Here is a 23,376-nt window from a genome sequence, read left to right as displayed (position 1 = left end):
TTTTAAAATATCCCCGGGGGGGGGTTTGCCCCCCCCTGGGCGGCACCCCCCCCCCCCCCCGGCCCCTTGCCCCCGGGGGGGGCCCGGGGGGGGGGGGTTTGGGGCCCAAACGCGGCCCCCAGCGGGCTCAGCCAAATAACTGATGGCAAAGGTCGCGGCTGGCGGCCAACAGTATTGGCAAGAACCGCTGCTCCAGCTCGCTGCGTGTCACCCGCCCGACATGGGTGCTCACATTCAACGCCGCCAGCACCTGCCCGGATGCGTCATACACCGGCACCGCAATCGAGCGCAGCCCCTGTTCCAGCTCCTGGTCCACCACGCACCAGCCTTGCGCGCGTACTTGCTGGATACAGGCGAACAGCGACTCGGGGTCATGCAGGGTCCGGCTGGTGCGCGCCTTCAGGTCGGCACGGTCCAGGTATTCGCGCAGGCTGGTGTCATCCATGGCCGCCAGCAGAATGCGCCCCATCGATGTGCAATAGGCCGGCAGGCGCCCACCCACCGACAGGTCGACCGAGATCAGCCGCTCCACGGTGGCCGAGCGCGCTATATAGAGAATGTCGTCACCTTCGAGCGTGGCCATGTTGGCCGCCTCGTGCAGCTGGTCGCTGATGCGGTCCAGGTAAGGCTGGGCAGAAATTGCCAGCGGCGTCGACGACAGGTACGCATGCCCCAGCGTCAGTACTTTGGGCAATAGCGAATAGGTGCGCCCGTCGGTGGTGGCGTACCCCAGTTTCATCAGCGTATGCAGGCAACGGCGCACTGCTGCCCGGGGGATTTCGGTGCGGTGGCTGATCTGGGCGATGGTCAGGTGGCGCTTGCGCTCCTGGAAGGCCTGGATCACCGCCAGCCCTCGCGCCAGCGAGGTCATGAAGTCCGGGTCGCCGGTAAAGGCCTGGATACGCTTGGCCGGGGACGCCACGATCGGTGGCGCCAGCGCTGCCGAAGCAGATCGCGCCGCCTCGGGGTTGGCCGGCTCTGGATTGACGGAATCGTTGGCCTGGGTTTCGTCGCTCATCGCATACCTCAAAAAAAAACGCCCACTCGTGCGATTATCGAACAAACGGCCGATAATCGCAATTGACCGCTGACACGTTTGCTTATACCTTTCCCCTGCCACTTGTGGCTTCTTTGGAGAGACTGGTCAGGTACCCACCGTAGAAGTCCCAGGCAACGGCCTCGCCTTTTGGCGAGGCCGTTTTTCATTACAGGTTCATCCAACGCTCGCGCTACTGCACCGCAGCGAACTTTTATCCGTATTGCCTCTCGAACTTGTACGAAAGCGCCAGTCTGATGTCGGACGCCTCCCAACTTGCATCAACTGATGTCAGGGTTGGGTAAATAAGCATGTTCGGCGAAATATCGATTGCTATAATCGATTCCGCAGGCCCCGACGATGCTGTTAACGGAACCCTTCGCTGTATAGAGCCGTTGCGGCCAGCAAGGCGTGTGCGTTGCACAACGCATAACAACGGTCACCAAACTTATTCAGGTACTACTGTGACGAAAGATGAACTGCGCGCGGAACTCGAGCGCCAGGCTGAACGTTACAAGGATGTTTACGGTGGCGAAGTCACCACTTATGCCGCCCAACCGGATCCGGAACGCAAACCTTGGCGCAAGCGTGCCAGCGTGCGCGACCAGGCCTTCAGCCAGGAACTGGAACGCATTGAAAAGGAACTGCGCAGCGACAATCCCTGACCCGGGGCCACGCCAGCGCGTCGTCGCCCGGCCAGCCCGGGCGTGGTCGATCTTTACTGCCAGGCCGATGATGAAATGGAATTACACAAATTTCATACATCTGTTTGAAAACTGGCGAGTCGGATTTTTCACCGAATTTTACCCGGTTTACGTCGGTGTTCGCGCTTTTTAGCGGGCAGTTTGCTACCCAAGCGCTTCGTCATGCCCAGCCCGCTTGCGCCAGGAAAGGTGCCATCGGTCTGTAGCAGATGCATCGATTGCCGAGGTTTTCTGGCATAATCGCGCCCCCCTATGACCGCCAGACAACCTTCATGATCGATTTATTCAGCGGACTGGATGCCTGGGTATTGGTGAGCCTGCTGCTCGCCTTGACCTTCGTGCTCGCCTTCGAGTTCATCAATGGCTTTCATGACACCGCCAACGCGGTAGCCACCGTCATCTATACCAAAGCCATGCCGCCGCACCTCGCCGTGTTCTTCTCCGGCGTGTTCAACTTCCTTGGCGTTCTGCTCGGCGGTGTGGGGGTGGCCTACGCCATCGTCCACCTGCTGCCGGTAGAGCTGCTGATCAATGTGAACACCGGACACGGCCTGGCCATGGTCTTCTCGCTGCTGGCCGCGGCCATCGCCTGGAACCTGGGTACCTGGTACTTCGGCATCCCCGCCTCCAGCTCGCACACGCTGATCGGCTCCATTCTCGGCGTCGGCCTGGCCAATGCCCTGATCAACGACATCCCGCTGGGGGAAGGCGTCAACTGGCAGAAGGCGATCGACATCGCCATGTCGCTGGTGGTCTCGCCCATGGCCGGCTTCGCCGTCGCAGCGCTGGTGCTGATTGGCCTGAAGTGGTGGCGCCCGCTGTCGAAGATGCACAAGACCCCCGAACAGCGCCGCAAGCTCGACGACAAGAAGCACCCGCCGTTCTGGAACCGCCTGGTACTGGTGGTTTCGGCCATGGGCGTGAGCTTCGTGCACGGCTCCAATGACGGCCAGAAAGGCATTGGCCTGATCATGCTGGTGCTGATCGGTATCGTCCCGGCCAAGTTCGTCCTCGACCTGAACAGCACCACCTACCAGATCGAGCGTACCCGCGACGCCACCTTGCACATGAGCCAGTTCTACCAGCGCAACGCCGCCACCCTGGGCGAGTTCCTGGCGCTGGGCAAGGCCAAGTCCAGCGACCTGCCGGAGAAGTTCAGCTGCAACCCGCAGCAGACCGAGCCGACCATTGCCGCCTTGCAGTCGTCGCTGCAGGGCGTGACCGACTACCACAGCCTGGATGCGGAAAAGCGCGTCGAAGTACGCCGCTACCTGCTGTGCCTGGACGACACGGCGAAGAAAGTCGGCAAACTGCCCGGCCTGGAAGCCCGTGAAAAGGCCGACCTGGAAAAACTGCGCAAAGACCTGACCGCCACTACCGAATACGCCCCGTTCTGGGTGATCGTGGCCGTCGCCCTGGCCCTGGGCCTGGGCACCATGGTCGGCTGGAAGCGCGTGGTGCTGACGGTTGGCGAGAAGATCGGCAAACAGGGCATGACCTATGCCCAGGGCATGTCGGCGCAGATTACCGCAGCCTGCGCCATCGGCATGGCCAACGTGTTCGCCCTGCCGGTATCGACCACCCACGTGCTGTCGTCCGGCGTGGCCGGTACCATGGTCGCCAACAAGAGCGGCCTGCAAGGTGGCACGGTGAAGACCATCCTGCTGGCCTGGGTACTGACCCTGCCGGCCTCGATGAGCCTGGCGGCCGGCCTGTTCTGGCTGGCGTCGAAAGCCATTGGCTGAGTGACACCGCAATAGAAGAAGGCGCCCTCGCAGGCGCCTTTTTCATGGGTGTTTTTCCTGCACCGCCCCCTTCGCGGGTAAACCCGCTCCCACAGGTACAACACAGGCCTCAGGCTTGTGATATCCCTGTGGGAGCGGGTTTACCCGCGAAGAGGCCGGCACAGGCAAACTACCTTTTCTTGCCTCCCAACAATGACCCCATCAACCCACGCACCAACTGCCGCCCCAACTGGTTGGCTGCCTGACGCACCGCCGACTTGATCGCCTGCCCCGCCGCACTCTGCAAAAACTCCCCTGCCTTGTCGGCAAAGCTGTCCTCGTCCGCCTTCGGCTGCGGGACCGGCTCGACCGGTTCGCCCTTGCGTCGGGTCAGCATTTCATAGGCCGACTCACGGTCCACCGGCTTGTCGTAACGCCCGGCCAACGGCGAACCGGTAATCAGCGCGCTGCGCTCAGCCGCGCTCAATGGCCCGATACGTGACTGCGGCGGGGCAATCAGTACCCGCTGCACCATTGCCGGCGTGCCTTTTTCTTCCAGCGTCCCCACCAGTGCCTCACCAATCCCCAGCTCGGTCAGCACCGTGAGGGTGTCGAACGCCGGGTTGGGACGGAAGCCATCGGCCACCGCGCGCAGCGACTTCTGCTCCTTGGCGGTGAACGCCCGCAGGCCATGCTGGATGCGCAGGCCCAGCTGGGCCAGCACCGCATCCGGCAAGTCGCCCGGCGACTGGGTGACGAAGTACACCCCCACGCCCTTCGAGCGAATCAGCCGCACCACCTGCTCCAGGCGGTCCTGCAACGCCTTGGGGGTATCGTTGAACAGCAGGTGCGCCTCATCGAAGAACAATGCCAGCACCGGCTTGTCGGCATCGCCACGCTCGGGCAGCTGCTCGAACAACTCGGCCAGCAGCCACAACAGGAAGGTCGCATAGACCTTGGGCGCTTCATGCACCAGGCGGCTGGCATCCAGCAGATGGATACGCCCACGGCCATCCGGGTCGGGCCGCAGCAAGTCCTCGAGCTGCAATGCAGGCTCACCGAACAGTGCCTCGGCGCCCTGTTGCTCCAGGGTTGCCAGGCGGCGCAACAACGCCTGGGTGGAGGCCGTGGTCATCAGCGCGCTGTCTTCGCCGAGCAACTGCGGGTTGTCCTTCAGGTGTGCGAGCAGCGCCTTGAGGTCCTTGAGGTCGAGCAGCAGCAGGCCTTCACGGTCGGCCACCTTGAATGCGGCGTACAGCGCCGCCTGCTGGCTGTCGCTCAGCTCCAGCAGGTTGCCCAGCAACAGCGGCCCCATTTCGCTGAGGGTGGTGCGCAGCGGGTGGCCGGACTGCCCGGCGATGTCCCACAGGCTCAGCGGGTAAGCCTGGGGCCTGTGCCCCAGCCAGGGCATGCCGGCAATGCGCTCGGCCACCTTGCCCTGCGGCACAGCGGCAGCGCCCAGGCCGCACAGGTCGCCTTTGACATCGGCGGCGAACACCGCCACCCCGGCGTTACTGAACGCCTCCGCCAGATGCTGCAGGGTGACGGTCTTGCCAGTACCCGTCGCGCCCGCTACCAGGCCATGGCGGTTGGCCAACTTCATCGCTTGCCCGACTGGCTGACCATCGGGGCCTGCGCCTACAACGATTGTCGAAAATTCCGACATCTCTTTAATCCTCTGCTCAAGCTTTAGCTGAATTCGGCCGATAGCTGTGGGTGATATTCGCCTTAATAGAGAGGGACAACCGAAAAGGGACTTTTCGGGATGTTGCACTGCTTTGCGACGCTACGCGTGCAAACGCCTGATATAACACCTTAGCGGAACCGATTACGCCATGAACAAAAGCCTTCGTTTCAGCCACAAGATTCTTCTTGCCGCTTCCCTGATCGTGATTCTCGCCTTCAGCCTGTTCACGCTTTACAACGATTACCTCCAGCGTAATGCGATCCGCGAGGACCTGGAGAACTATCTGGCTGAAATGGGCACTTCCACTTCGACCAACATTCGCAACCTGTTCGAAGGCCGCATCAAACTGGTGGAAAACCTGGCCCAGAACATTGCCCAGGACCCGGCCAATACCAACACCTTGCTGGGCCAGAATGCCCTGACCTCCAGTTTTCTCACGGTCTACGCGGGCAAGGTCGACGGCGGCTTCAGCGTGCGCCCGGACACCAAGATGCCCGACGGCTACGACCCACGCACCCGCCCCTGGTACAAGGACGGCATGAACGCCGCCGGCGCGATCCTGACCGAGCCGTACATCGACATGGCCACCAACAAGATGGTCATCGGCATCATCGACAAGATTTCCGGCGGTGTCGGCGTGGTCGGTGGCGACCTTGCCCTGGACGGCCTGGTGCAGATCATCAACTCGCTGAACTTCGGCGGCATGGGCTACGCCTTCCTGGTCAACGACCAGGGCAAGATCCTGGTGCACCCGGACAAGGACCTGGTGATGAAGTCGCTGTCGGACCTGTTCCCGCAGCACACGCCGAAACTGACCGGTGATCTGACCGAAGTGCAGAGCGACGGCCAGACCCGCCTGCTGACTTTCACCCCGATCACCGGCCTGCCGTCGGCCAACTGGTACATCGGCCTGTCGGTGGACAAGGACAAGGCCTTCTCGATGCTCAGCACGTTCCGCACCTCGGCGGTGATCGCTACGCTGGTGGCGGTGGTGATCATCATCGCCCTGCTCGGCCTGCTGATCCGCGCGCTGATGCAGCCACTGCACACCATGACCCGCGCCATGGAAGACATCGCCCAGGGCGAAGGCGACCTGACCAAGCGCCTGCGCATCCACAACCACGACGAATTCGGCATCCTGGGCAGCGCCTTCAACCGTTTCGTCGAGCGTATCCACAGCTCGATCCGCGAAGTGTCTTCGGCAACCGAACAGGTCAACGAAGTGGCCCTGCGAGTGATCAGCGCCTCGAACTCGTCGATGACCAACTCCGACGAGCAGTCCAACCGCACCAATAGCGTCGCCGCCGCCATCAATGAGCTGGGCGCCGCCGCGCAGGAAATCGCCGGCAACGCCGCTCAGGCTTCGCAGCACGCCAGCTCGGCGCGCCTGCTGGCCGAAGAAGGGCAGCAGGTAGTAGAGCGCAACATCGCCGCGATGAACCGCCTGTCCGACCTGATCGTCACCTCCAGCGCGCACATCGAGACGTTGAACAGCAAGACCGTCAACATCGGCCAGATCCTCGAGGTGATCACCAGCATTTCCCAGCAGACCAACCTGCTGGCGCTGAACGCGGCCATCGAAGCGGCGCGTGCCGGTGAAGCCGGGCGCGGGTTTGCCGTGGTCGCCGATGAAGTACGCAACCTGGCGCACCGCACCCAGGAGTCGGCGCAGCAGGTGCAGACCATGATCGAAGAACTGCAGGTCGGTGCCCGCGAGTCGGTCGAGACCATGGACCAGAGCCAACGCCACAGCCAGGACAGCATGCAGATTGCCAACCAGGCCGGTGAGCGGCTGGACAGCGTGACCGTGCGCATCGGCGAGATCGACGGCATGAACCAGTCGGTGGCCACCGCCACCGAAGAGCAGACCGCCGTGGTCGAGGCGATCAACATGGACATCAACGAGATCAACATGCTCAACCAGGAAGGCGTGGAAAACCTGCAGGCCACCCTGCGTGCATGCTCCGACCTGGAACAGCAGGCCGGCCGCCTGAAGCAGCTGGTGGGCAGCTTCCGTATCTGATCCAAGCCCGCGAAGGCGCTCACACCGCTCCCCGCCCCGCCCAACCCCGATCGAACAAACTATCCTTCTGAAAGGTCAACTTTAAGGCGCGTCATCGCCGGCCCGTTACTGCCGGATGACAGACCCGAAGACGATCCCGGAGGGATGCTGATCGTGCACATCGCCGACATCACCATGTTCTATGCCCCCGCCAGCGGCGGCGTACGTACCTATCTTGATGCCAAACACCACCGTCTCGACGCCATCCAGGGCGTCCGCCACAGCCTGCTGATACCCGGCGCCAGCGCGCAGCACGCCGATGGCATCTATCAGGTGCCCGCACCGCCACTGCCGTTCGGCAATGGCTACCGCTTCCCGGTGCGCCTGGCCCCGTGGTGCAACGTGCTGCGCCGGCTGAAACCCGACCTGATCGAAGTCGGCGACCCCTACCTGACCGCCTGGGCAGCGCTGGAAGCGCGGCGCAAGCTGGATGTGCCGGTCATCGGCTTCTACCATTCCGACCTGCCGCTGCTGGTCAGCAACCGCATGGGCAACTGGTTCACGCCCAATGTCGAAGCCTATGTCAGCAAGCTGTACGGCAATTTCGACCGGGTCCTGGCGCCCAGCCAGGTCATGGCCGACAAACTGCGCCGGCTGGGCGTGCAGGATGTGCACGTGCAACGCCTGGGGGTGGACCTGGCCACCTTCCACCCCAGCCGCCGCGACCCGCACTTGCGTGCCGAGCTGGGCATTGCCGACACCAGCCGCCTGCTGATCTATGCCGGCCGTGGCTCGCGGGAAAAGAACCTGCCGGTACTGCTCGAATGCATGCAGCACCTGGGCCGCCCCTATCATCTGTTGCTGGTGGGTTCGAACATGCCGGCCAACGTGCCGGCCAACGTCACGGTGATCAATCACTTCTGCCCGGCGCCGGAAGTCGCCCGGCTGATGGCCAGTGCCGACCTGCTGCTGCATGCCGGCGATCAGGAAACCTTCGGCCTGGTCCTTCTCGAAGCGATGGCCAGCGCCACACCGGTAGTGGCCGTGCGCGCCGGTGCCTTCGGCGAAATCGTCAACGAACAGTGCGGGCGCCTGTGCCGGCCCAACGATAGCCGGGCCATGGCGACAGCAGTCCACGAAGCGTTCGAAGCCGGCGTGCGCAAACTCGGGGCACAGGCACGTCGGCATGCCGAACAGCACTATTCGTGGGACAACGTGGTTGCCGGCCTGCTGCAGCACTACCAGGCCGTGCTTGGCCACCAGCCGCAGGTGCGCGCCCATGGTTGAGCCGCTGCCGCCCTCGCGTAGCCTGATGCTGGTGCTGCACGACGTCGCGCCGGAGACCTGGCCCGACTACCAGCCCTTCGTGCAGGCCATCGATGCCATCGGCGGCGTGCCCATGACCTGGCTGGTGGTGCCGGACTTTCACCAGCGCAACCCGCTGCAACACTCACCGGCATTCTGCCGCCTGCTGGAACGGCGTCTGGCCCAGGGTGACGAATTGGCCTTGCATGGCTATTACCATGCCGACGACAGCCCACCACCGCGCACGCCCGGTGACTTCTTCATGCGCCGCATCTACACCCATGAAGGCGAGTTCTACGCCCTGGACCAGCAACAGGCCCTGCAACGCCTGGAAGACGGCCTGGCCCTGTTCGACCGCCAGGGCTGGCCGGTGGCCGGCTTCGTCGCGCCGGCCTGGCTGATGAGCGAAGGCACCCGCCAGGCCCTGCGCCGTCTGCCATTGCGCTATACCAGCACGCCGCAGCACTTGTATCGCTTGCCGGATTTCACCCCGTTCGACGCCCCAGGGCTGGTGTGGAGTGCCCGCAGCGCCTGGCGCCGCGGTCTGTCGCGGGTGCTCTGCGACTGGCAATGCCGGCGCTGGCGCAACGTTGAAACCCTGCGCCTTGGCCTGCACCCGGTCGACATGCGCCATCGCACATCCCGCGATTATTGGCTGAACACCCTGCGCACGCTGCTGGCGCAGGGCCGCGAACCGCTGACCAAGTCGACCTGGCTGGACCGCCAGGCCAGCCCATGAACCGCCTGGCCTGGCTGGGCCTGGCCCTGCTCGGCGCGCTGCTGGTACCCGCACTGCTCGGTGGCAGCGAACTGCTGCCGAGGCTGCAGCGCTTCGCCCCCGGGCTGTGGTTGACCCTGCTGGGGATGATCCTGCTGTGCTGGGTCATCAACGCCATTCGCCTGCGCCTGCTGCTCGGCCAGCAAGGTAGCCGACTGGGGCACTTGCGCAGCCTGGGCGTGGTCATGGCCACCGAATTCGCCATCTGCACCACCCCCGGCGGCAGCGGCGGCCCTCTGACCCTGATGGCGTTGCTGGCCCGCGATCGCATCGGCCCGGCACGCAGCGGCGCGGTGTTCGCCATGGATCAGCTGAACGATCTGCTGTTCTTTTTCTGCGCGATGCTGGCGATTGCCGGCTATGCGCTGTTCCATAGCCTGGGGCGCAGCCAGGAGAGCATGTTGCTGGGCAGTGCGTTGCTGCTGTGCACGGCACTGACCGCGGTGATCGGCCTGTTGCGCTACCGGCGCACGGTGATGCGGCTGAACGGCAGGTTGCTGCGCCGTTTGGGTATCGGCCGACAACGCCGACGCCGCTGGGCGCGCAAACTGCTGCACTTCATCGACGCCCTGGCGCAGACCTGGCGCCTGCCCAAGCGCACGCTGACGCTCGTGTTCACCCTGACCTGCGCGCACTGGGGCCTGCGTTACAGCGTGCTGTATCTGGTACTGCGCGGCCTGGGCGTGGACCTGGCGTGGATCCCCAGTTTTCTGGTGCAGATGCTCTCGCTCAGTGCCGGCCAGTTCAGCCTGCTGCCTGGCGGTGCCGGTGCCGCCGAACTGACCTCGGCCAGCCTGCTGACGCCGCTGGTGGGCAGTTCGACCGCGGCGGCGGCGATCCTGATATGGCGGGCGGTCACTTATTACTTTTATCTGCTGGCGGGTGGGCCGGTGTTCGTTTGCCTGCTGGGGCGGCCGTTGCTGGAGCGCTGGCGGCGTCAGGCGGGTTGAGCTGCTGCCAGAGTTCGGCGGCGCCGGGGAAGTCGGTGCCGTCGGTGTCGGCCAGGGCTTCGGGATCGTAGCGGGCCAGGCAGCCTTCGCCGAGGGTGGGTGGGGGTGAGGCGGTGGGGTTGTTGCGGGTCTTGGCCATTGCGTATCCCTCAAGATTGCCGGGGGCGCCTTGTGTCGCGAAAGGGCTGCGCAGCAGCCCCAAGATCTCACAGGCAACCCGACCCTGTCAGTCGAACACCACAGTCTTGTTGCCATGCACCAGCACCCGGTCTTCCAGGTGATAACGCAGGCCTCGGGCCAGCACCATCTTTTCCACATCACGGCCGAAGCGGACCATGTCGTCGATACTGTCAGCATGGCTGACACGCACCACATCCTGTTCGATGATCGGGCCGGCGTCGAGCTCTTCGGTCACGTAGTGGCAGGTCGCGCCAATCAGCTTCACGCCACGCAGGGCGGCCTGATGGTAAGGCTTGGCACCGACGAACGACGGCAGGAAGCTGTGGTGGATGTTGATCACCTTCTCGGCATAGTCCTGGCACAGTTGCGGCGGCAGAATCTGCATGTAGCGGGCCAGTACCACAACATCGGCGGCGTGCTCCTGGACCAGGCGCGACACTTCGGCAAAGGCCGGAGCCTTGTCTTTCGGGTCCACCGGGACATGGAAGAACGGGATACCGTGCCACTCGACCATGCTGCGCAGGTCGTTGTGGTTGGAGATCACGCACGGGATATCGCAGTCCAGCTCATCGGTGTGCCAGCGGTGCAGCAGGTCAGCCAGGCAGTGCGACTCGCGGCTGGCCATCAGCACCACGCGCTTTTTCTGCGCCGAGTCGGTAATGCGCCAGGTCATGGAGAACTCTTCGGCGATCGGCGCAAACGCCTCGCGGAAAGCTTCGATACCGAACGGCAGCGATTCGGCGCGGATTTCATGGCGCATGAAGAACCAACCGCTCTGCTCATCGGAGTGGTGGCTGGCCTCGTTGATCCAGCCATTGTACAAGGCCAGGAAATTACTGACTTTCGCCACGATGCCAACACGGTCGGGGCAGGCGATCACCAGACGATAGGTGCGCATGAATGAGACTCCAGAACTTCGCAAAGGCGCCCATTCTAGCGGCCCGCCAGGAAAAACGCAGTATTGATCGCAGGGTCGGGGGCTGTGCAGGCGAACAGATGCAGCGTCGGCATGCGCTGACAGACATGACAAAATTCAGGGGTAATTGTAAATTTTTGTTCACCTGAGAAATGTTGTCACAGCTTAATTAACAGTTAATTGGCCAATACTATGTTTACTTGCGAGTATCGCCTGTCTATTATTGCCCCACACATTTCTGAACACGCATTAAGGAACACTCCATGTCCCTGATCAACGAGTACCGCGCTACCGAAGAAGCCATCAAGGAACTTCAAGCCCGCCTGGCCAACCTGTCCCAGGATGACAAGCTGAAGAAAGAACTGGAGTTCGAAGGCAAACTGCGCACCCTGATGGGCGAGTACTCCAAGTCGCTGCGCGACGTGATTGCCCTGCTCGACCCAGAGTCGAAACTGAGCAAGGCACCGCGTGGCGCGCTGAAACCTGCCGCCACCAAGCGTGCGCGCAAGGTCAAGCAATACAAGAACCCGCACAACAATGAAGTGATCGAAACCAAAGGCGGCAACCACAAGACCCTGAAAGAGTGGAAAGCCAAGTGGGGTGGCGATGTGGTTGAAAGCTGGGCGACCCTGCTGGACTGATTTGTCCGCATACGCCTGTTTGCAAGCCCAACGAAAACGCCGGCCTATCGCCGGCGTTTTTGTTTTTCGGTTTTTCCGCAGCACTCAAGCGATGGCGAATTGCGCCTGCAATTGCCGGGCATGCGCCTGCCAGGCGTCCAGCACCCCGCGCCCCGCCTCGTCGGCGCCGTCCCAGGCCAGCTGCCGCGCCTGTTCGAAGTCACCCAGCGTGTTCGGTGCGCCCCAGCGGGGGTCGCTCAGGCGTTGCTGACAGAAGCCGAACCAGCGTTGCCGCTCTTCGCTATTCAAGGTCTCGGGAAAGTTGCGCGCGCGGTAGCGGAATAACAATTCCGGCAGACGCAGGTCATCGAACATCCAGTGGCCACGGCCCAATTGCGCCGGCTCCAGCGCACGAACTTGCTCGCACAAGCGGCGGTCACGCTCGCCAAGAAAACCGTCATACAACTGTTGTTCCGGGTCTTCACTCGGGGCAAAGTCTTCCTTGCCATAGATGTGTTCCAGCTTGTCTTGCCAATGCGCCTGTTGCCTGGCCAGTTCTTCGCCGCGCACTTGTAACAACGTCAAGTCCAGACCCAACCGTTGTTGATCGGCTGGGCGCAATACCGACAGTGGCGCCAGTACCGGGCAACGATTGATCTGCACCAGTTTCAGCGGCACCGGCAATTCACCCTCGGCCAGTTGATCATGGCGGGTATACAAGCGCTGGCGCAGAACTTCAGCAGTTTCCCTTACTAATGGCAGGGTTTCCTGATGCAGGTCGCAGACAATCAATGCATTGCGATTTACCGGGTGCCAGGCTAATGGCAATACGACACCCAGGTAATTGCGTGCCGCGGAAAAACGCCCGGATATATGCACCATTGGCTGTAACAGGCGGATCTGTTCCATCACTTTATGCTTGCTGCGCAACTGGAACAGCCAGTCATACAACCTGGGCTGCTTCTGCCGGATCAGGCGGGCCAGGGCAATGGTTGCCCGCACATCGGAAAGCGCTTCGTGGGCATGCCCATGGTCGATGCCATTGGCCTTGCTCAGCAGCTCCAGGCGCAGGCTGGTGCGCCCGTCCTGTTGCGGCCATTCGATACCGTCCGGGCGCAAGGCATAGGCCGTGCGCACGATGTCGATCAGGTCCCAGCGGCTGTTGCCGCCCTGCCACTCGCGCGCGTAAGGGTCGAAAAAGTTGCGGTACAGGCTGTAGCGGGTCACCTCGTCGTCGAAGCGCAGGGTGTTGTAGCCGGCCCCGCAGGTACCGGGTTGCGCCAGTTGCGCATGCACCCGGGTCATGAACTCGGCTTCGCACAGGCCCTGCTCGGCCAGCAGTTGCGGAGTGATGCCGGTCACCAGGCAGGCGGCCGGGTGCGGCAGGATATCGTCGGAGGGCCGGCAATAAAGGCTGATCGGCTCATCGATTTCGTTGAGGTCGAAGTCGGTGCGCACGCCGGCCACCTGCAGCGGGCGGTCGCAGCGCGGGTTGATGCCGGTGGTTTCGTAGTCGTGCCAGAAAATGCTGGAGGTCACGGGGTCGTCCTGTATCGAGGTCGACCCGATTCTAGCGCGATTCCGGCCTGAGCCAGGGCGCGCAAGCTCAGACGGAAGCGTTGGCTGGGTTGAAGCTGAAAAAGTCGCGCAACGAGCGGACGAATTCGTCGTACTCGCGAGGGGCCTGCAGCAGCATGAAGCCGGAATCGTAATGCCCCGGCGTCTGGTCTTCGCGGCACCACAGGCAACTGGCGGTGAGGTTGACGAACTGATGCCCGCCCCCAACCAGCGGCAGACGCAACTGCAGGTCGTAGTCGGGCCCGACCAGCACAGGCAACTGGCTGATCAGCATGAGCCCGTCTTCGGAGGCATTGCCCAGCTGGCCGATCAGCTGACCGGTACAGCGGTTGAACACCTGCAGGACACAAGGCAGTTGGTGGCGTTCGATGTGGCGCTTGTTGAACATGATCGCGATTGCAGTCCGTATCCGGAGCCAGGAATACGTGGAACTGGCGGTTGTTGTAACAGCTGAGTTACAGATTAGCCCAGTGCACGCGGCAAATCCTGTTAAATAAAATGCACCTTGGTGTTAACGCCAAGGTGCGGCGCTTGCCGGGGTGGCCACGGCCGCTTCGGTGCCACGCAGGTGGCCGAGTTTTTTCAGGGTCTGCAGGCGCGCCTGGGCGCGATAGGCGTACTCGTTGCCGGGGTACTGCTGGATCAGGTACTGGTAGGTCTGTGCGGCATCCACATACAACGCCTGGCGCTCGAGGCACTGGCCGCGCAGCAGCGACACCTCGGGGTGGATGAACGGTCGCGCGCGGCTGGTGCGGTCGACCTGCGACAGCTCGAGCATGACCCGTGCGCAATCGCCACGGTCGTAGGCGCGGTAGGCGTTGTTCAGGTGGTGGTCCATGGACCAGCGGGTGCAGCCGACGGTGCTGGCGGCCAGGGCTAAAACGATCAGGGCTCGCATGGGGATCTCCTTTGATGCCAGTGTATCGGCCTTTGCCGGCAAATCTTCACAGCCATTTGCAAGGATACCCTGCCCGTTCAAATGCCACCCTGGCCTGCTCGCAGGTAGTGCAACGGAACAATGACTACAGCGAGATTCAGGAGTAGCCTTTCGCTGCGCTTCACTATAGGAGTCTGTGCATGAGCATCCGCCGTACCAAAATCGTCGCCACCCTTGGCCCCGCCAGCAACTCGCCGGAAGTGATCGAACAGCTGATCCTCGCCGGCCTGGACGTGGCACGCCTGAACTTCTCCCACGGCACGCCGGACGAGCACAAGGCCCGCGCGCGCCTGATCCGTGACATCGCCGCCAAGAACGGCCGCCATGTTGCACTGCTCGGCGACCTGCAGGGTCCGAAGATCCGCATCGCCAAGTTCGCCAACAAGCGCATCGAATTGAAGATTGGTGACAAGTTCACCTTCTCCACCGCCCATCCGCTGACCGAAGGCAACCAGGACATCGTCGGTATCGACTACCCCGACCTGGTCAAGGACTGCGGCGTGGGTGACGAACTGCTGCTCGACGATGGCCGCGTGGTCATGCGCGTCGAAACCGCCACTGCAGACGCCCTGCACTGCGTGGTGATCATCGGTGGCCCGCTGTCGGACCACAAAGGCATCAACCGCAAAGGTGGCGGCCTGACCGCACCGGCCCTGACCGAGAAAGACAAGGCCGACATCAAGCTGGCCGCGGAAATGGACCTGGACTACCTGGCCGTGTCCTTCCCGCGTGACGCCAGCGACATGGAATACGCGCGCAAGCTGCGTGACGAAGCGGGCGGCAGCGCCTGGCTGGTGGCCAAGATCGAACGCGCCGAAGCGGTGGCCGACGACGAGACCCTGGACAAGCTGATCCTTGCCTCCGACGCGGTCATGGTCGCCCGTGGTGACCTGGGTGTGGAAATCGGTGACGCCGAGCTGATCGCGATCCAGAAGAAGATCATTCAGCACGCACGCCGCAACAACAAGGCGGTGATCGTGGCGACCCAGATGATGGAGTCGATGATCCAGAACCCGATGCCGACCCGTGCCGAAGTGTCCGACGTCGCCAACGCCGTGCTGGACAACACCGACGCGGTCATGCTGTCGGCAGAAAGCGCCGCCGGTGCCTACCCGATCGAAGCCGTCCAGGCCATGGCGCGCATCTGCCTGGGTGCGGAAAAGCACCCGACCAGCCAGAAGTCCAGCCACCGCCTGCACACCACCTTCGAGCGTTGCGACGAAAGCATCGCCCTGGCCGCCATGTACACCGCCAACCACTTCCCGGGCGTCAAAGCGATCATCGCCCTGACCGAGAGTGGCTACACCCCGTTGATCATGTCGCGTCTGCGTTCGCACGTGCCGGTCTTCGCCCTGTCGCCGCACCGCGCGACCCAGGCGCGTGCCAACATGTTCCGTGGCGTCTACCCGATCGCCTTCGACCCGGCTTCGCTGCCGGCCGACAAGGTCAGCCAGGCAGCAGTCGACGAACTGCTCAAGCGTGGCCTGGTGGAGCAAGGTGACTGGGTAATCCTGACCAAAGGTGACAGCTACCACACCATCGGTGGCACCAACGGCATGAAGATCCTGCACGTGGGCGATCCGCTGGTCGGTTGATCTGCTGCTGCCAAGGGGGCCGCTTTGCGGCCCATCGCGACGCAAGGCCGCTCCCACAAGGGTATGGCATACACCGCCCGATGTGGGAGCGGCCTTGTGTCGCGATTGGAGGGCAAAGCCCTCCCCTGCTCACTCAAACATGTTCAACGAACACATCGGCAAACACCTGCCCCCGCGGCACCCCGGCAATGAACAGCCGTCGGGCAAAGCGCTCGACACTGCCTGGCGCCCCGCACAGCAATGCCACCGTCTGCCGCGATGACGGCCGCAACCCGGCCAACGCTTCATCCAACTGCTCTGCCAATACCAACTCGACATTCACACCCGTCATCTCTCGCAACGGCTCGGCCAAATAATGCCCGACGCCCTCGCGCGCCACATGCAACACACGAATCTCCCCCCGGTGCCCCTGCCGCATTGCCTCGCGCACGATGCCCCACAACGGCGCCAGCCCGGTACCGGCTGCCAACAACCACAGCGGTCGTTCCTGCCAGTCCGGGTCGTAATGCAAGGCCCCGCCCCTGATCTCGCCCACGCGCAACACATCGCCCGGCTGCAAGGCGCGGGCCTTGTCACAAAAGGCGCCGGGGCGCTGACAGTCGATATGAAATTCGAGGAAATCATCCTCGCCCGGCAGGCTGGCCAAGGAGTAAGGCCGCGCCAGCGCGCCATGCCACAACACCACATGCTGCCCAGCCTGGTAACGCAGCGCCCGCTCGGGCCGCAGGCGCACACGCAGCACATCGCCGAACCAGTCCAGTGCGCAGACCTGCGCCGGCACGCCATCCTGCAACGGGTCGAACAGCGCCACGCGCAGGTCCTCGACCACCCGGCACTGGCAGGCCAGGCGCCAGCCCTGGGCATGCTTGTCCAGCGCCAGGGCCTCGGGCAGGGCGTCCAGCGGTTGCCCGGCCAGGCAGTGCACCAGGCAGGCATGGCAACTGCCGGCGCGACAACTGTAGGGCACATCGAGCCCGGCCTCGTTCAAGGCATCGAGCAGGTTGCTGCCGGTCGGCACCGCCCAGCGGCGCTCGCCCACGCAAAGTTCGGGCATGGTCAGCTATCTCTTCCAGCTGTTGATTTTCTGGGGGCGCTTTGCGCCCCATTCGCCGGCAAGCCAGCTCCCACAGGCAATGTGCAAACCTCAGGCATGGTGCAATCCTGTGGGAGCTGGCTTGCCGGCGATGGGCTGCACAGCAGCCCCAAATCGAGGAAACTGAATGAAAGCGCTTCTGGCCGTGACGGCCCTGGCGACACTGGCAGGATGCTCACTGCTGCAGCCGGCGCAACCCGCCCCGGCAGACAACTGGACCCGCTGGGTCTGCGACACCCAGGCTGAAGTGCTATGGCGCTTTGCCGATGCGCAACGCGACCAGGTCGATGTGCGGCTGGGTGGCGGCGACCAGGTCTATCGGCTGAAGGCCGAACCGGGCGCCTCGGGTGCGCTGTACAGCGATGGCATGCTGGCCTTCCACACCAAGGGCGAAGAAGGCCTGGTGTACTGGGTGGCAACCAACGATCTGATTGGGCGGGGCTGCAAGGCACCGTGACTGGCCGGGCCGCGACGGTGGCCCACACAACTTGAACAGCAACCGCCCCTGCGGCAGGCTTGCACGAAACAAACGACGCTTGTCGGGAGAGAGATACACAATGGCACTCATTAGCATGCGCCAGATGCTGGACCACGCCGCCGAGTTCGGTTACGGCGTACCAGCTTTCAACGTCAACAACCTCGAGCAGATGCGCGCCATCATGGAAGCGGCCGACAAGACCGACTCTCCGGTGATCGTCCAGGCTTCGGCCGGTGCCCGCAAATACGCCGGCGCCCCGTTCCTGCGCCACCTGATCCTGGCTGCCATCGAAGAATTCCCGCATATCCCGGTGTGCATGCACCAGGACCACGGCACCAGCCCTGACGTCTGCCAGCGTTCGATTCAGCTGGGCTTCAGCTCGGTGATGATGGACGGCTCGCTGGGTGAAGACGGCAAGACCCCGACCGACTACGAGTACAACGTCCGCGTTACCCAGCAGACCGTGGCCATGGCGCACGCCTGCGGTGTTTCGGTAGAGGGCGAGCTGGGCTGCCTGGGTTCGCTGGAAACCGGCATGGCCGGTGAAGAAGATGGCATCGGCGCCGAAGGCGTGCTGGACCACAGCCAGATGCTGACCGACCCGGAAGAGGCTGCCGACTTCGTCAAGAAGACCCAGGTCGACGCCCTGGCGATCGCCATCGGCACCAGCCACGGTGCCTACAAGTTCACCAAGCCACCAACCGGTGACGTGCTGGCCATCGACCGTATCAAGGAAATCCACAAGCGCATCCCCAACACCCACCTGGTGATGCACGGTTCGTCCTCGGTCCCGCAAGAGTGGCTGGCGATCATCAACCAGTACGGCGGTGACATCAAGGAAACCTACGGCGTACCGGTCGAGGAAATCGTCGAAGGCATCAAGCACGGCGTGCGCAAGGTCAACATCGACACCGACCTGCGTCTGGCTTCCACCGGTGCCATGCGCCGCCTGATGGCGCAGAACCCGAGCGAGTTCGACCCACGCAAGTTCTTCGGCGAAACCGTCAAGGCCATGCGTGACGTGTGCATCGCCCGTTACGAAGCCTTCGGCACTGCCGGCAATGCCTCGAAGATCAAGCCGATCTCCCTGGAAGGCATGTACCAGCGCTACCTGAAAGGCGAACTGGCGGCCAAGGTCAACTGATCTTCCGGCAGCATGAAAAACCCGCAGCGATGCGGGTTTTTTCATTTATGGAGGGGCGTTGGACCCCGGCAATAATCCCGGCAGAGCGACCGTTAGTCGGCTACCGTACAGTTGAGGCATTGATAGCGTTCTGATTGCATTGCGTGTTGCCCGCTCAGGTCTAGAGTACTACTGGATCCAAGCGTATCTTGAAGTCGTTCACATAACAGAGAAGCAGCATGGATGGCGCTCACCCTCACCCTCAGCCACTGGATGGCAACTCGGTTCTTCTGGTGGTAGACGATTACCCCGAAAATCTCACCAGCATGCGGGCCTTGCTCGCTCGTCAGGATTGGCACGTATTGACCGCAACCTCAGGGATGGAAGCCTTGAGCGCGTTGCTTGAACACGATGTCGACCTGGTGCTGCTGGATGTGCAGATGCCGGAAATGGACGGCTTCGAAGTTGCCCGGCTGATGCGCGGCAGCCAGCGCACCCGGCTGACCCCGATCATTTTCCTCACCGCCAACGAACAGTCCGAAGCGGCCGTGCTCAAAGGCTACGCCAGCGGTGCCGTGGACTACATGTTCAAGCCGTTCGACCCGCAAATCCTCAAGCCCAAGGTTCAGGCGCTGCTCGACCAGCAACGCAACCGACGCATGCTGCAACGCCTGACCCGCGAGCTGGAAACGGCCCGGGCGTTCAACGCGTCGATCCTCGACAACGCTGCCGAAGGCATTCTGGTGGTGGACGCGCAAGGCCTCATCAGCTTTGCCAACCCGGCCATCTCGCGCTTGTTGTCGGTGCCGGTGCAGCAGTTGCAGGGCACCGGCCTGCTCGACCTGATGCAGCTGGCCAATGCCAGCCTGTGGAATGAATCGGAGTTTTACCAGGCCTACCTGGAACGGCGCATCTTCCGCGTGCACGATGCCCAACTGCGGACCTCGGGCGGCGAACTGGTGCCGGTGGCGCTGTCATGTTCACCGCTGCCTGCCGACCAGCACGCCATGGTGGTCACCGTGCTGGACATGTCGGCGGTGCGCAACCTGCACCAGCAGCTGGAATACCAGGCGGTCACCGACCCGCTCACCGGCCTGCTCAACCGCCGCGGTTTCTATCAGGCCGCCGAAGGCGTGCTGCTGCGCAACGAGCGCTCGGACAAGGCGCAGGCACTGATGTACATGGACCTGGATGGTTTCAAGCGCATCAACGATTCGCTCGGCCATGATGCGGGTGACCGGGTGCTGCACTGGGTGGCCGAACAGCTCAAGGATTGCCTGGGCACTGAAGCGCTGCTGGCGCGCATGGGCGGTGACGAGTTCACCGCACTGTTCGACAGCCTGCCTTACCCGGAACAGGCCGGGCGCTATGCCGAGCGCTTGCTGGAACGCATTTCCATCAGCCACCAGGTCGAAGGGCTGGATGTGTGCCTTGGGGTGAGCATCGGCATTGCGACCTACCCGGATTGCGGCGCCAATGTGGAAGGCCTGCTGCGCGCCGCCGATGCCGCGATGTATGCGGCCAAGCAGGCCGGGCGCCAGCAGTATCGCTTCTACGATCAGGAACTGAACGGCCGGGCACGCTCGCGGCTGATGCTCGAGGACAGCGTGCGCACGGCGGTCGAGCAGCAGGATTTCACCCTGGTCTACCAGCCGCAGGTCGGCTTCCACGATGGCCGCCTGCGTGGCTTCGAGGCGTTGCTGCGCTGGCAGCACCCCAGCGTTGGCGACGTACCGCCAGGGCTGTTCATACCGCTGCTGGAGGAAGCGCGCCTGATCAACCGCCTGGCCAGCTGGATCTACCGCCAGGGGGCCGCGCAGCGCCAGGCCTGGTATCAACGTTTCCCGGCCGAGCTGGTTCTGGGGATCAGCCTGAGCCGCGCGCAGTTCGTCATGCCCAGCCTGGTCGACGAGCTGCAACGGGTCATCCAGCTGTACCAGCTGGACCCGGCGCAACTTGAGGTAGAAGTGGCGGAAACCTCGCTGATGTACAACATCGATGCCGCGGTGAAACAGATCCACCGCTTGCGCGATCTGGGCGTGCGGGTGGCGCTGGACGATTTTGGTGCGGGTGACTGTTCGTTGCGCATGTTGCGTGACCTGCCGATCGATACCCTCAAGCTCGACCGCCACCTGGTGGCGCGCCTGCCGGACTCGGCGGTGGATGCCGCGCTGGTACGCAGCGTTGTCGGGCTGTGCGCCGACTACCAGATCACGGTCATTGCCGAAGGCGTGGAGACCCAGGCCCAGGCCGCCTGGCTCAAGGCCAACGGCTGTGAGTACGTGCAGGGCTTTTTGGTGGCTCACCCGCTCACGGCGGCGGACGCCAGCGACTTCCCGGCAATTTTCTCCTGGCCCGGGCCATGATTGGCTAGAATCGGCATTCGTTTCACCGAATGCAGCGCCATGACCGTATTACGTTACTTGCAAGCCTACCCCCCGCACCTGCAACAGCAGGTGCGGCAGATGATCGACAGCGACCGCCTGGGCGAGTACCTGCAGCGCCGCTATCCGGACCGCCATGATGTGCAAAGCGACAAGGCGCTGTACGGCTATGCCCAGGATTTGCGCCAGCAATACCTGCGCAGCGCGCCGAACCTGGACAAGGTGCTGTTCGACAGCCGCCTCGACCTGACGCATCGGGCCCTGGGCCTGAACACGGCGGTATCGAGGGTGCAGGGCGGCAAGCTCAAGGCGAAGAAGGAAATCCGCATTGCCTCGCTGTTCAAGGAGGCCGCGCCGCAATTTTTGCGCATGATCGTGGTGCACGAACTGGCTCACCTGCGCGAGCGCGACCACAACAAGGCGTTCTACCAGCTCTGCCAGCACATGGAGCCGGACTACCACCAACTGGAATTCGACCTGCGCGTCTACCTGACCTATCGGGAGCTGCCGGGCAATCTCTAAGGAACACGCAGCATGGAAGTGAGCAAGACCAAGAGCAGCTTCTACCGCCGTCTCTACGTGGCCTGGCTGATCGACAGCCAGACCGCGACCAGCGTGCCCGCCCTGATGGAAGCCACCGGTATGCCCCGGCGTACCGCTCAGGACACCATCGCCGCCCTGGCCGACCTGGATATCGTCTGCGAATTCGAACAGCAGGAAGGTGCGCGCAACCATGCCGGGCACTACCGCATTCATGACTGGGGGGCGATCGACAAGCAGTGGATCATCCGGCATCTGCGGCAGATCCGCGACGTGTTGGGCTACCCCTGAAGCGAAAGGCTGGCGCATTCCCTGTGGGAGCGGTAACTCAACCCTTGCGCATCCCGATATGTGGAATATCGTCTTCAAGATATTCCTCACCCACCGCCACGAACCCATGGCCGGCATAGAACTTCTGCAAATGCGCCTGTGCCGACAGGTACACCGGCACCCCCGGCCAGCAGTGCTCCGCCGCTTCCAGCCCCTTCAGCAGCAACGTGTGCCCCAGCTTCAACCCGCGCGCCGCCGGCGCCGTGACGACCCGCCCGATCACCACATCGCCACCTTGGGATTGCGGGTCGAGCAGGCGCAGGTAGGCCACCAGCTGGTCTTCCTGCCAGGCCATCAGGTGCAGGGTATCGCCGGTCAGGTCCTGGCCATCGACTTCCTGATACGCACAGCGCTGCTCGACCACGAACACTTCCGTGCGCAACTGCAAGATGGCATAGAGCTGCTCCTTGCCAAGGTCGGAATGGTGCTTGCAAAGCCAGTCGATGGACATGGTACGAACTCCTTGAATGGGCTGCCGATCATCGCATGGTGCACGCACTCGGCCAAAATAGAGGCTAAATGACACTATTGGCCGCTGCCCCGGGCAGCGGCTTTGTGTAATCTCGTCGGCAATGTGTGCCCTCCATTGCGAAAGGACTTGAGCATGCGGCCACTGCTTTGTGTTCTGGGATTACTGGCAATGATGCTTGCGACCCCTGCCCAGGCTAACGACAAGCTGCGCCTGGTAGCGGACAAATGGCCGCCGTTCACCGATGCCGGGATGCCGGGCGGTGGCCTTGCGACCAGCATCGTCACCACGGCGCTGGCCCGCGCCGGCTACACCAGCGTGTTCGAAGAAGCGCCATGGGCGCGGGCGTTGCTGGGGGTGGGTGAGGGGCGTTACGACGTGCTCATCAATGCCTGGTACAACGATTCGCGTGCCCGCATCGGGCAGTTTTCCAGCGCCTATCTGAGCAACCGCATTCGCCTGCTGCAACGCAAGGGCGAGGCGTTCCGCTACAAGCAGCAGTCGGACTTGCACCCCTACAGCATTGCCGTGGTACGCGATTACGCCTACTCACCCGAGTTCGATGGCGACACTCGCTTGCACAAGGTGCCGGTGCGCAATTTTTCCTCGGCGGTGCGCATGCTGGCGGCAGGGCGGGTGAAGCTGGCGGTGGAGGATGAATACGTGGCTCGCTACAACCTGCAGCGCGAGCCTCAGGCCGTGCGCGACGGGGTGCTGCTGGTGGACCCGCCGCTGGCGGAGAACACCCTGCATATTCTGGTCAGCCTGAAGCATCCCGAGCATCAGCGGATCGTCGAACGGTTCGAGCGGGCGATTGCGGCGATGAAGGCTGACGGCAGCTATGCGCGGCTTTTGCGCCAGCATGGGTTTTGATGCTGCGGTCTGTGCCGGCCTCTTCGCGGGTGAACCCGCTCCCACAGGTATTACACAGATCCCGAAACTTGTAG

At 63.2% G+C, this 23,376-nt stretch carries 23 protein-coding genes; 14 read left to right on the top strand and 9 right to left on the bottom strand.

Features of this window, described 5'->3' with window-relative positions:
• Positions 1 to 127: 127 nt before the first annotated feature.
• Complete coding sequence (pcaR, locus tag C6A77_RS14285; protein ID WP_241507423.1) at positions 128 to 1,018, bottom strand: pca regulon transcriptional regulator PcaR; 891 nt, start codon at positions 1,016 to 1,018, stop codon at positions 128 to 130.
• Positions 1,019 to 1,500: 482 nt separating this feature from the next.
• Between pcaR and C6A77_RS14275 the strand changes: the two genes are divergently transcribed.
• Complete coding sequence (locus tag C6A77_RS14275) at positions 1,501 to 1,701, top strand: hypothetical protein (protein ID WP_003251937.1); 201 nt, start codon at positions 1,501 to 1,503, stop codon at positions 1,699 to 1,701.
• Between the two features lie 311 nt (positions 1,702 to 2,012).
• Positions 2,013 to 3,485 carry an inorganic phosphate transporter gene (locus C6A77_RS14270; protein WP_114170045.1) on the top strand — a complete coding sequence of 491 codons (1,473 nt, stop codon included), beginning with the start codon at positions 2,013 to 2,015 and terminating at the stop codon, positions 3,483 to 3,485.
• Positions 3,486 to 3,654: 169 nt separating this feature from the next.
• Here C6A77_RS14270 and C6A77_RS14265 read toward each other — a convergent pair whose 3' ends face one another.
• Complete coding sequence (locus C6A77_RS14265; protein ID WP_114170044.1) at positions 3,655 to 5,130, bottom strand: helicase HerA-like domain-containing protein; 1,476 nt, start codon at positions 5,128 to 5,130, stop codon at positions 3,655 to 3,657.
• A 169-nt stretch (positions 5,131 to 5,299) separates the two neighbouring features.
• On the opposite strand from C6A77_RS14265, the gene C6A77_RS14260 reads away from it, so the two are divergent.
• The 4 genes from C6A77_RS14260 (at position 5,300) to C6A77_RS14245 (ending at position 10,186) form a co-directional block, all read left to right on the top strand.
• Positions 5,300 to 7,174: a methyl-accepting chemotaxis protein gene (locus C6A77_RS14260; RefSeq protein ID WP_114170043.1), complete on the top strand. Its 1,875-nt coding sequence runs from the start codon at positions 5,300 to 5,302 to the stop codon at positions 7,172 to 7,174.
• 144 nt (positions 7,175 to 7,318) lie between these two features.
• Positions 7,319 to 8,440 carry a glycosyltransferase family 1 protein gene (locus C6A77_RS14255; protein ID WP_114170042.1) on the top strand — a complete coding sequence of 374 codons (1,122 nt, stop codon included), beginning with the start codon at positions 7,319 to 7,321 and terminating at the stop codon, positions 8,438 to 8,440.
• Positions 8,433 to 9,197 (top strand): DUF2334 domain-containing protein, encoded by a 765-nt coding sequence (locus C6A77_RS14250; RefSeq protein WP_114170041.1) that lies wholly within the window; start codon positions 8,433 to 8,435, stop codon positions 9,195 to 9,197. The genes C6A77_RS14255 and C6A77_RS14250 overlap by 8 nt, the downstream gene beginning before the upstream one ends.
• The gene (locus tag C6A77_RS14245) at positions 9,194 to 10,186 is read left to right on the top strand and encodes a lysylphosphatidylglycerol synthase transmembrane domain-containing protein (protein ID WP_114170040.1); all 993 of its coding nucleotides are present in this window, start codon (positions 9,194 to 9,196) and stop codon (positions 10,184 to 10,186) included. Before C6A77_RS14250 ends, C6A77_RS14245 begins: the two co-directional genes overlap by 4 nt.
• On the opposite strand, the gene C6A77_RS25995 is transcribed toward C6A77_RS14245, so the two are convergent.
• Both C6A77_RS25995 and purU read right to left on the bottom strand, forming a co-directional pair.
• Positions 10,092 to 10,325 carry a hypothetical protein gene (locus tag C6A77_RS25995; protein WP_114170039.1) on the bottom strand — a complete coding sequence of 78 codons (234 nt, stop codon included), beginning with the start codon at positions 10,323 to 10,325 and terminating at the stop codon, positions 10,092 to 10,094. The two genes, C6A77_RS14245 and C6A77_RS25995, sit on opposite strands and share 95 nt — an antisense overlap.
• An 87-nt stretch (positions 10,326 to 10,412) precedes the next feature.
• Positions 10,413 to 11,264 (bottom strand): formyltetrahydrofolate deformylase, encoded by an 852-nt coding sequence (gene purU, locus C6A77_RS14235; RefSeq protein ID WP_114170038.1) that lies wholly within the window; start codon positions 11,262 to 11,264, stop codon positions 10,413 to 10,415.
• A gap of 281 nt (positions 11,265 to 11,545) precedes the next feature.
• Between purU and mvaT the strand changes: the two genes are divergently transcribed.
• On the top strand, positions 11,546 to 11,923 hold the full coding sequence (mvaT, locus tag C6A77_RS14230; protein ID WP_114170037.1) for a histone-like nucleoid-structuring protein MvaT: 378 nt from the start codon (positions 11,546 to 11,548) through the stop codon (positions 11,921 to 11,923).
• 84 nt (positions 11,924 to 12,007) lie between these two features.
• Here mvaT and sbcB read toward each other — a convergent pair whose 3' ends face one another.
• The 3 genes from sbcB to C6A77_RS14215 form a co-directional block, all read right to left on the bottom strand.
• Positions 12,008 to 13,441, bottom strand: coding sequence for an exodeoxyribonuclease I (sbcB, locus tag C6A77_RS14225; protein WP_114170036.1), 1,434 nt, complete (start codon positions 13,439 to 13,441; stop codon positions 12,008 to 12,010).
• Positions 13,442 to 13,508: 67 nt separating this feature from the next.
• A complete protein-coding gene (locus C6A77_RS14220; RefSeq protein ID WP_114170035.1) occupies positions 13,509 to 13,868 on the bottom strand; it encodes a PilZ domain-containing protein in 360 nt (119 codons plus the stop codon).
• A 123-nt stretch (positions 13,869 to 13,991) separates the two neighbouring features.
• Entirely contained in the window at positions 13,992 to 14,378 is a 387-nt protein-coding gene (locus C6A77_RS14215) for a tetratricopeptide repeat protein (protein ID WP_114170034.1), read from the bottom strand.
• Positions 14,379 to 14,557: 179 nt separating this feature from the next.
• Between C6A77_RS14215 and pyk the strand changes: the two genes are divergently transcribed.
• Complete coding sequence (gene pyk, locus C6A77_RS14210; RefSeq protein ID WP_114170033.1) at positions 14,558 to 16,012, top strand: pyruvate kinase; 1,455 nt, start codon at positions 14,558 to 14,560, stop codon at positions 16,010 to 16,012.
• A gap of 133 nt (positions 16,013 to 16,145) precedes the next feature.
• Here pyk and C6A77_RS14205 read toward each other — a convergent pair whose 3' ends face one another.
• Positions 16,146 to 17,066 (bottom strand): iron-sulfur-binding ferredoxin reductase, encoded by a 921-nt coding sequence (locus tag C6A77_RS14205; protein WP_114170032.1) that lies wholly within the window; start codon positions 17,064 to 17,066, stop codon positions 16,146 to 16,148.
• A gap of 166 nt (positions 17,067 to 17,232) precedes the next feature.
• On the opposite strand from C6A77_RS14205, the gene C6A77_RS14200 reads away from it, so the two are divergent.
• The 5 genes from C6A77_RS14200 (at position 17,233) to C6A77_RS14180 (ending at position 21,921) form a co-directional block, all read left to right on the top strand.
• Positions 17,233 to 17,562: an MliC family protein gene (locus tag C6A77_RS14200; RefSeq protein ID WP_004576614.1), complete on the top strand. Its 330-nt coding sequence runs from the start codon at positions 17,233 to 17,235 to the stop codon at positions 17,560 to 17,562.
• Between the two features lie 100 nt (positions 17,563 to 17,662).
• Positions 17,663 to 18,727, top strand: a complete 1,065-nt coding sequence (gene fba / locus C6A77_RS14195; RefSeq protein ID WP_016501943.1) for a class II fructose-bisphosphate aldolase — start codon at positions 17,663 to 17,665, stop codon at positions 18,725 to 18,727.
• A 218-nt stretch (positions 18,728 to 18,945) separates the two neighbouring features.
• Positions 18,946 to 21,072, top strand: coding sequence for an EAL domain-containing protein (locus C6A77_RS14190; protein WP_114170031.1), 2,127 nt, complete (start codon positions 18,946 to 18,948; stop codon positions 21,070 to 21,072).
• Positions 21,073 to 21,111: 39 nt separating this feature from the next.
• Positions 21,112 to 21,612 carry a M48 family metallopeptidase gene (locus tag C6A77_RS14185; protein ID WP_114170030.1) on the top strand — a complete coding sequence of 167 codons (501 nt, stop codon included), beginning with the start codon at positions 21,112 to 21,114 and terminating at the stop codon, positions 21,610 to 21,612.
• Between the two features lie 12 nt (positions 21,613 to 21,624).
• Positions 21,625 to 21,921, top strand: a complete 297-nt coding sequence (locus C6A77_RS14180; RefSeq protein WP_114170029.1) for a winged helix-turn-helix domain-containing protein — start codon at positions 21,625 to 21,627, stop codon at positions 21,919 to 21,921.
• A 37-nt stretch (positions 21,922 to 21,958) separates the two neighbouring features.
• On the opposite strand, the gene C6A77_RS14175 is transcribed toward C6A77_RS14180, so the two are convergent.
• Positions 21,959 to 22,411 carry a GNAT family N-acetyltransferase gene (locus C6A77_RS14175; protein WP_114170028.1) on the bottom strand — a complete coding sequence of 151 codons (453 nt, stop codon included), beginning with the start codon at positions 22,409 to 22,411 and terminating at the stop codon, positions 21,959 to 21,961.
• Positions 22,412 to 22,564: 153 nt separating this feature from the next.
• Here C6A77_RS14175 and C6A77_RS14170 point away from each other — a divergent pair, with 153 nt between their 5' ends.
• Positions 22,565 to 23,302 (top strand): transporter substrate-binding domain-containing protein, encoded by a 738-nt coding sequence (locus C6A77_RS14170; protein ID WP_114170027.1) that lies wholly within the window; start codon positions 22,565 to 22,567, stop codon positions 23,300 to 23,302.
• Positions 23,303 to 23,376: the final 74 nt, after the last annotated feature.

Origin of the sequence: Pseudomonas sp. AFG_SD02_1510_Pfu_092 (assembly GCF_003331055.1) — a bacterium.
In the GTDB taxonomy this organism is placed as follows: domain Bacteria; phylum Pseudomonadota; class Gammaproteobacteria; order Pseudomonadales; family Pseudomonadaceae; genus Aquipseudomonas.
This window is presented reverse-complemented; position numbering and strand designations above follow the sequence as displayed.

Coding starts and splice junctions, on each gene's coding strand:
- pcaR (WP_241507423.1), bottom strand. CDS start 1,018: ATGAGCGACGAAACCCAGGCCAACGATTCCGTCAATCCAGAGCCGGCC.
- C6A77_RS14270 (WP_114170045.1), top strand. CDS start 2,013: ATGATCGATTTATTCAGCGGACTGGATGCCTGGGTATTGGTGAGCCTG.
- C6A77_RS14265 (WP_114170044.1), bottom strand. CDS start 5,130: ATGTCGGAATTTTCGACAATCGTTGTAGGCGCAGGCCCCGATGGTCAG.
- C6A77_RS14260 (WP_114170043.1), top strand. CDS start 5,300: ATGAACAAAAGCCTTCGTTTCAGCCACAAGATTCTTCTTGCCGCTTCC.
- C6A77_RS14255 (WP_114170042.1), top strand. CDS start 7,319: ATGCTGATCGTGCACATCGCCGACATCACCATGTTCTATGCCCCCGCC.
- C6A77_RS14250 (WP_114170041.1), top strand. CDS start 8,433: ATGGTTGAGCCGCTGCCGCCCTCGCGTAGCCTGATGCTGGTGCTGCAC.
- C6A77_RS14245 (WP_114170040.1), top strand. CDS start 9,194: ATGAACCGCCTGGCCTGGCTGGGCCTGGCCCTGCTCGGCGCGCTGCTG.
- C6A77_RS25995 (WP_114170039.1), bottom strand. CDS start 10,325: ATGGCCAAGACCCGCAACAACCCCACCGCCTCACCCCCACCCACCCTC.
- purU (WP_114170038.1), bottom strand. CDS start 11,264: ATGCGCACCTATCGTCTGGTGATCGCCTGCCCCGACCGTGTTGGCATC.
- mvaT (WP_114170037.1), top strand. CDS start 11,546: ATGTCCCTGATCAACGAGTACCGCGCTACCGAAGAAGCCATCAAGGAA.
- C6A77_RS14220 (WP_114170035.1), bottom strand. CDS start 13,868: ATGTTCAACAAGCGCCACATCGAACGCCACCAACTGCCTTGTGTCCTG.
- C6A77_RS14215 (WP_114170034.1), bottom strand. CDS start 14,378: ATGCGAGCCCTGATCGTTTTAGCCCTGGCCGCCAGCACCGTCGGCTGC.
- pyk (WP_114170033.1), top strand. CDS start 14,558: ATGAGCATCCGCCGTACCAAAATCGTCGCCACCCTTGGCCCCGCCAGC.
- C6A77_RS14205 (WP_114170032.1), bottom strand. CDS start 17,066: ATGCCCGAACTTTGCGTGGGCGAGCGCCGCTGGGCGGTGCCGACCGGC.
- C6A77_RS14200 (WP_004576614.1), top strand. CDS start 17,233: ATGAAAGCGCTTCTGGCCGTGACGGCCCTGGCGACACTGGCAGGATGC.
- fba (WP_016501943.1), top strand. CDS start 17,663: ATGGCACTCATTAGCATGCGCCAGATGCTGGACCACGCCGCCGAGTTC.
- C6A77_RS14190 (WP_114170031.1), top strand. CDS start 18,946: ATGGATGGCGCTCACCCTCACCCTCAGCCACTGGATGGCAACTCGGTT.
- C6A77_RS14185 (WP_114170030.1), top strand. CDS start 21,112: ATGACCGTATTACGTTACTTGCAAGCCTACCCCCCGCACCTGCAACAG.
- C6A77_RS14180 (WP_114170029.1), top strand. CDS start 21,625: ATGGAAGTGAGCAAGACCAAGAGCAGCTTCTACCGCCGTCTCTACGTG.
- C6A77_RS14175 (WP_114170028.1), bottom strand. CDS start 22,411: ATGTCCATCGACTGGCTTTGCAAGCACCATTCCGACCTTGGCAAGGAG.
- C6A77_RS14170 (WP_114170027.1), top strand. CDS start 22,565: ATGCGGCCACTGCTTTGTGTTCTGGGATTACTGGCAATGATGCTTGCG.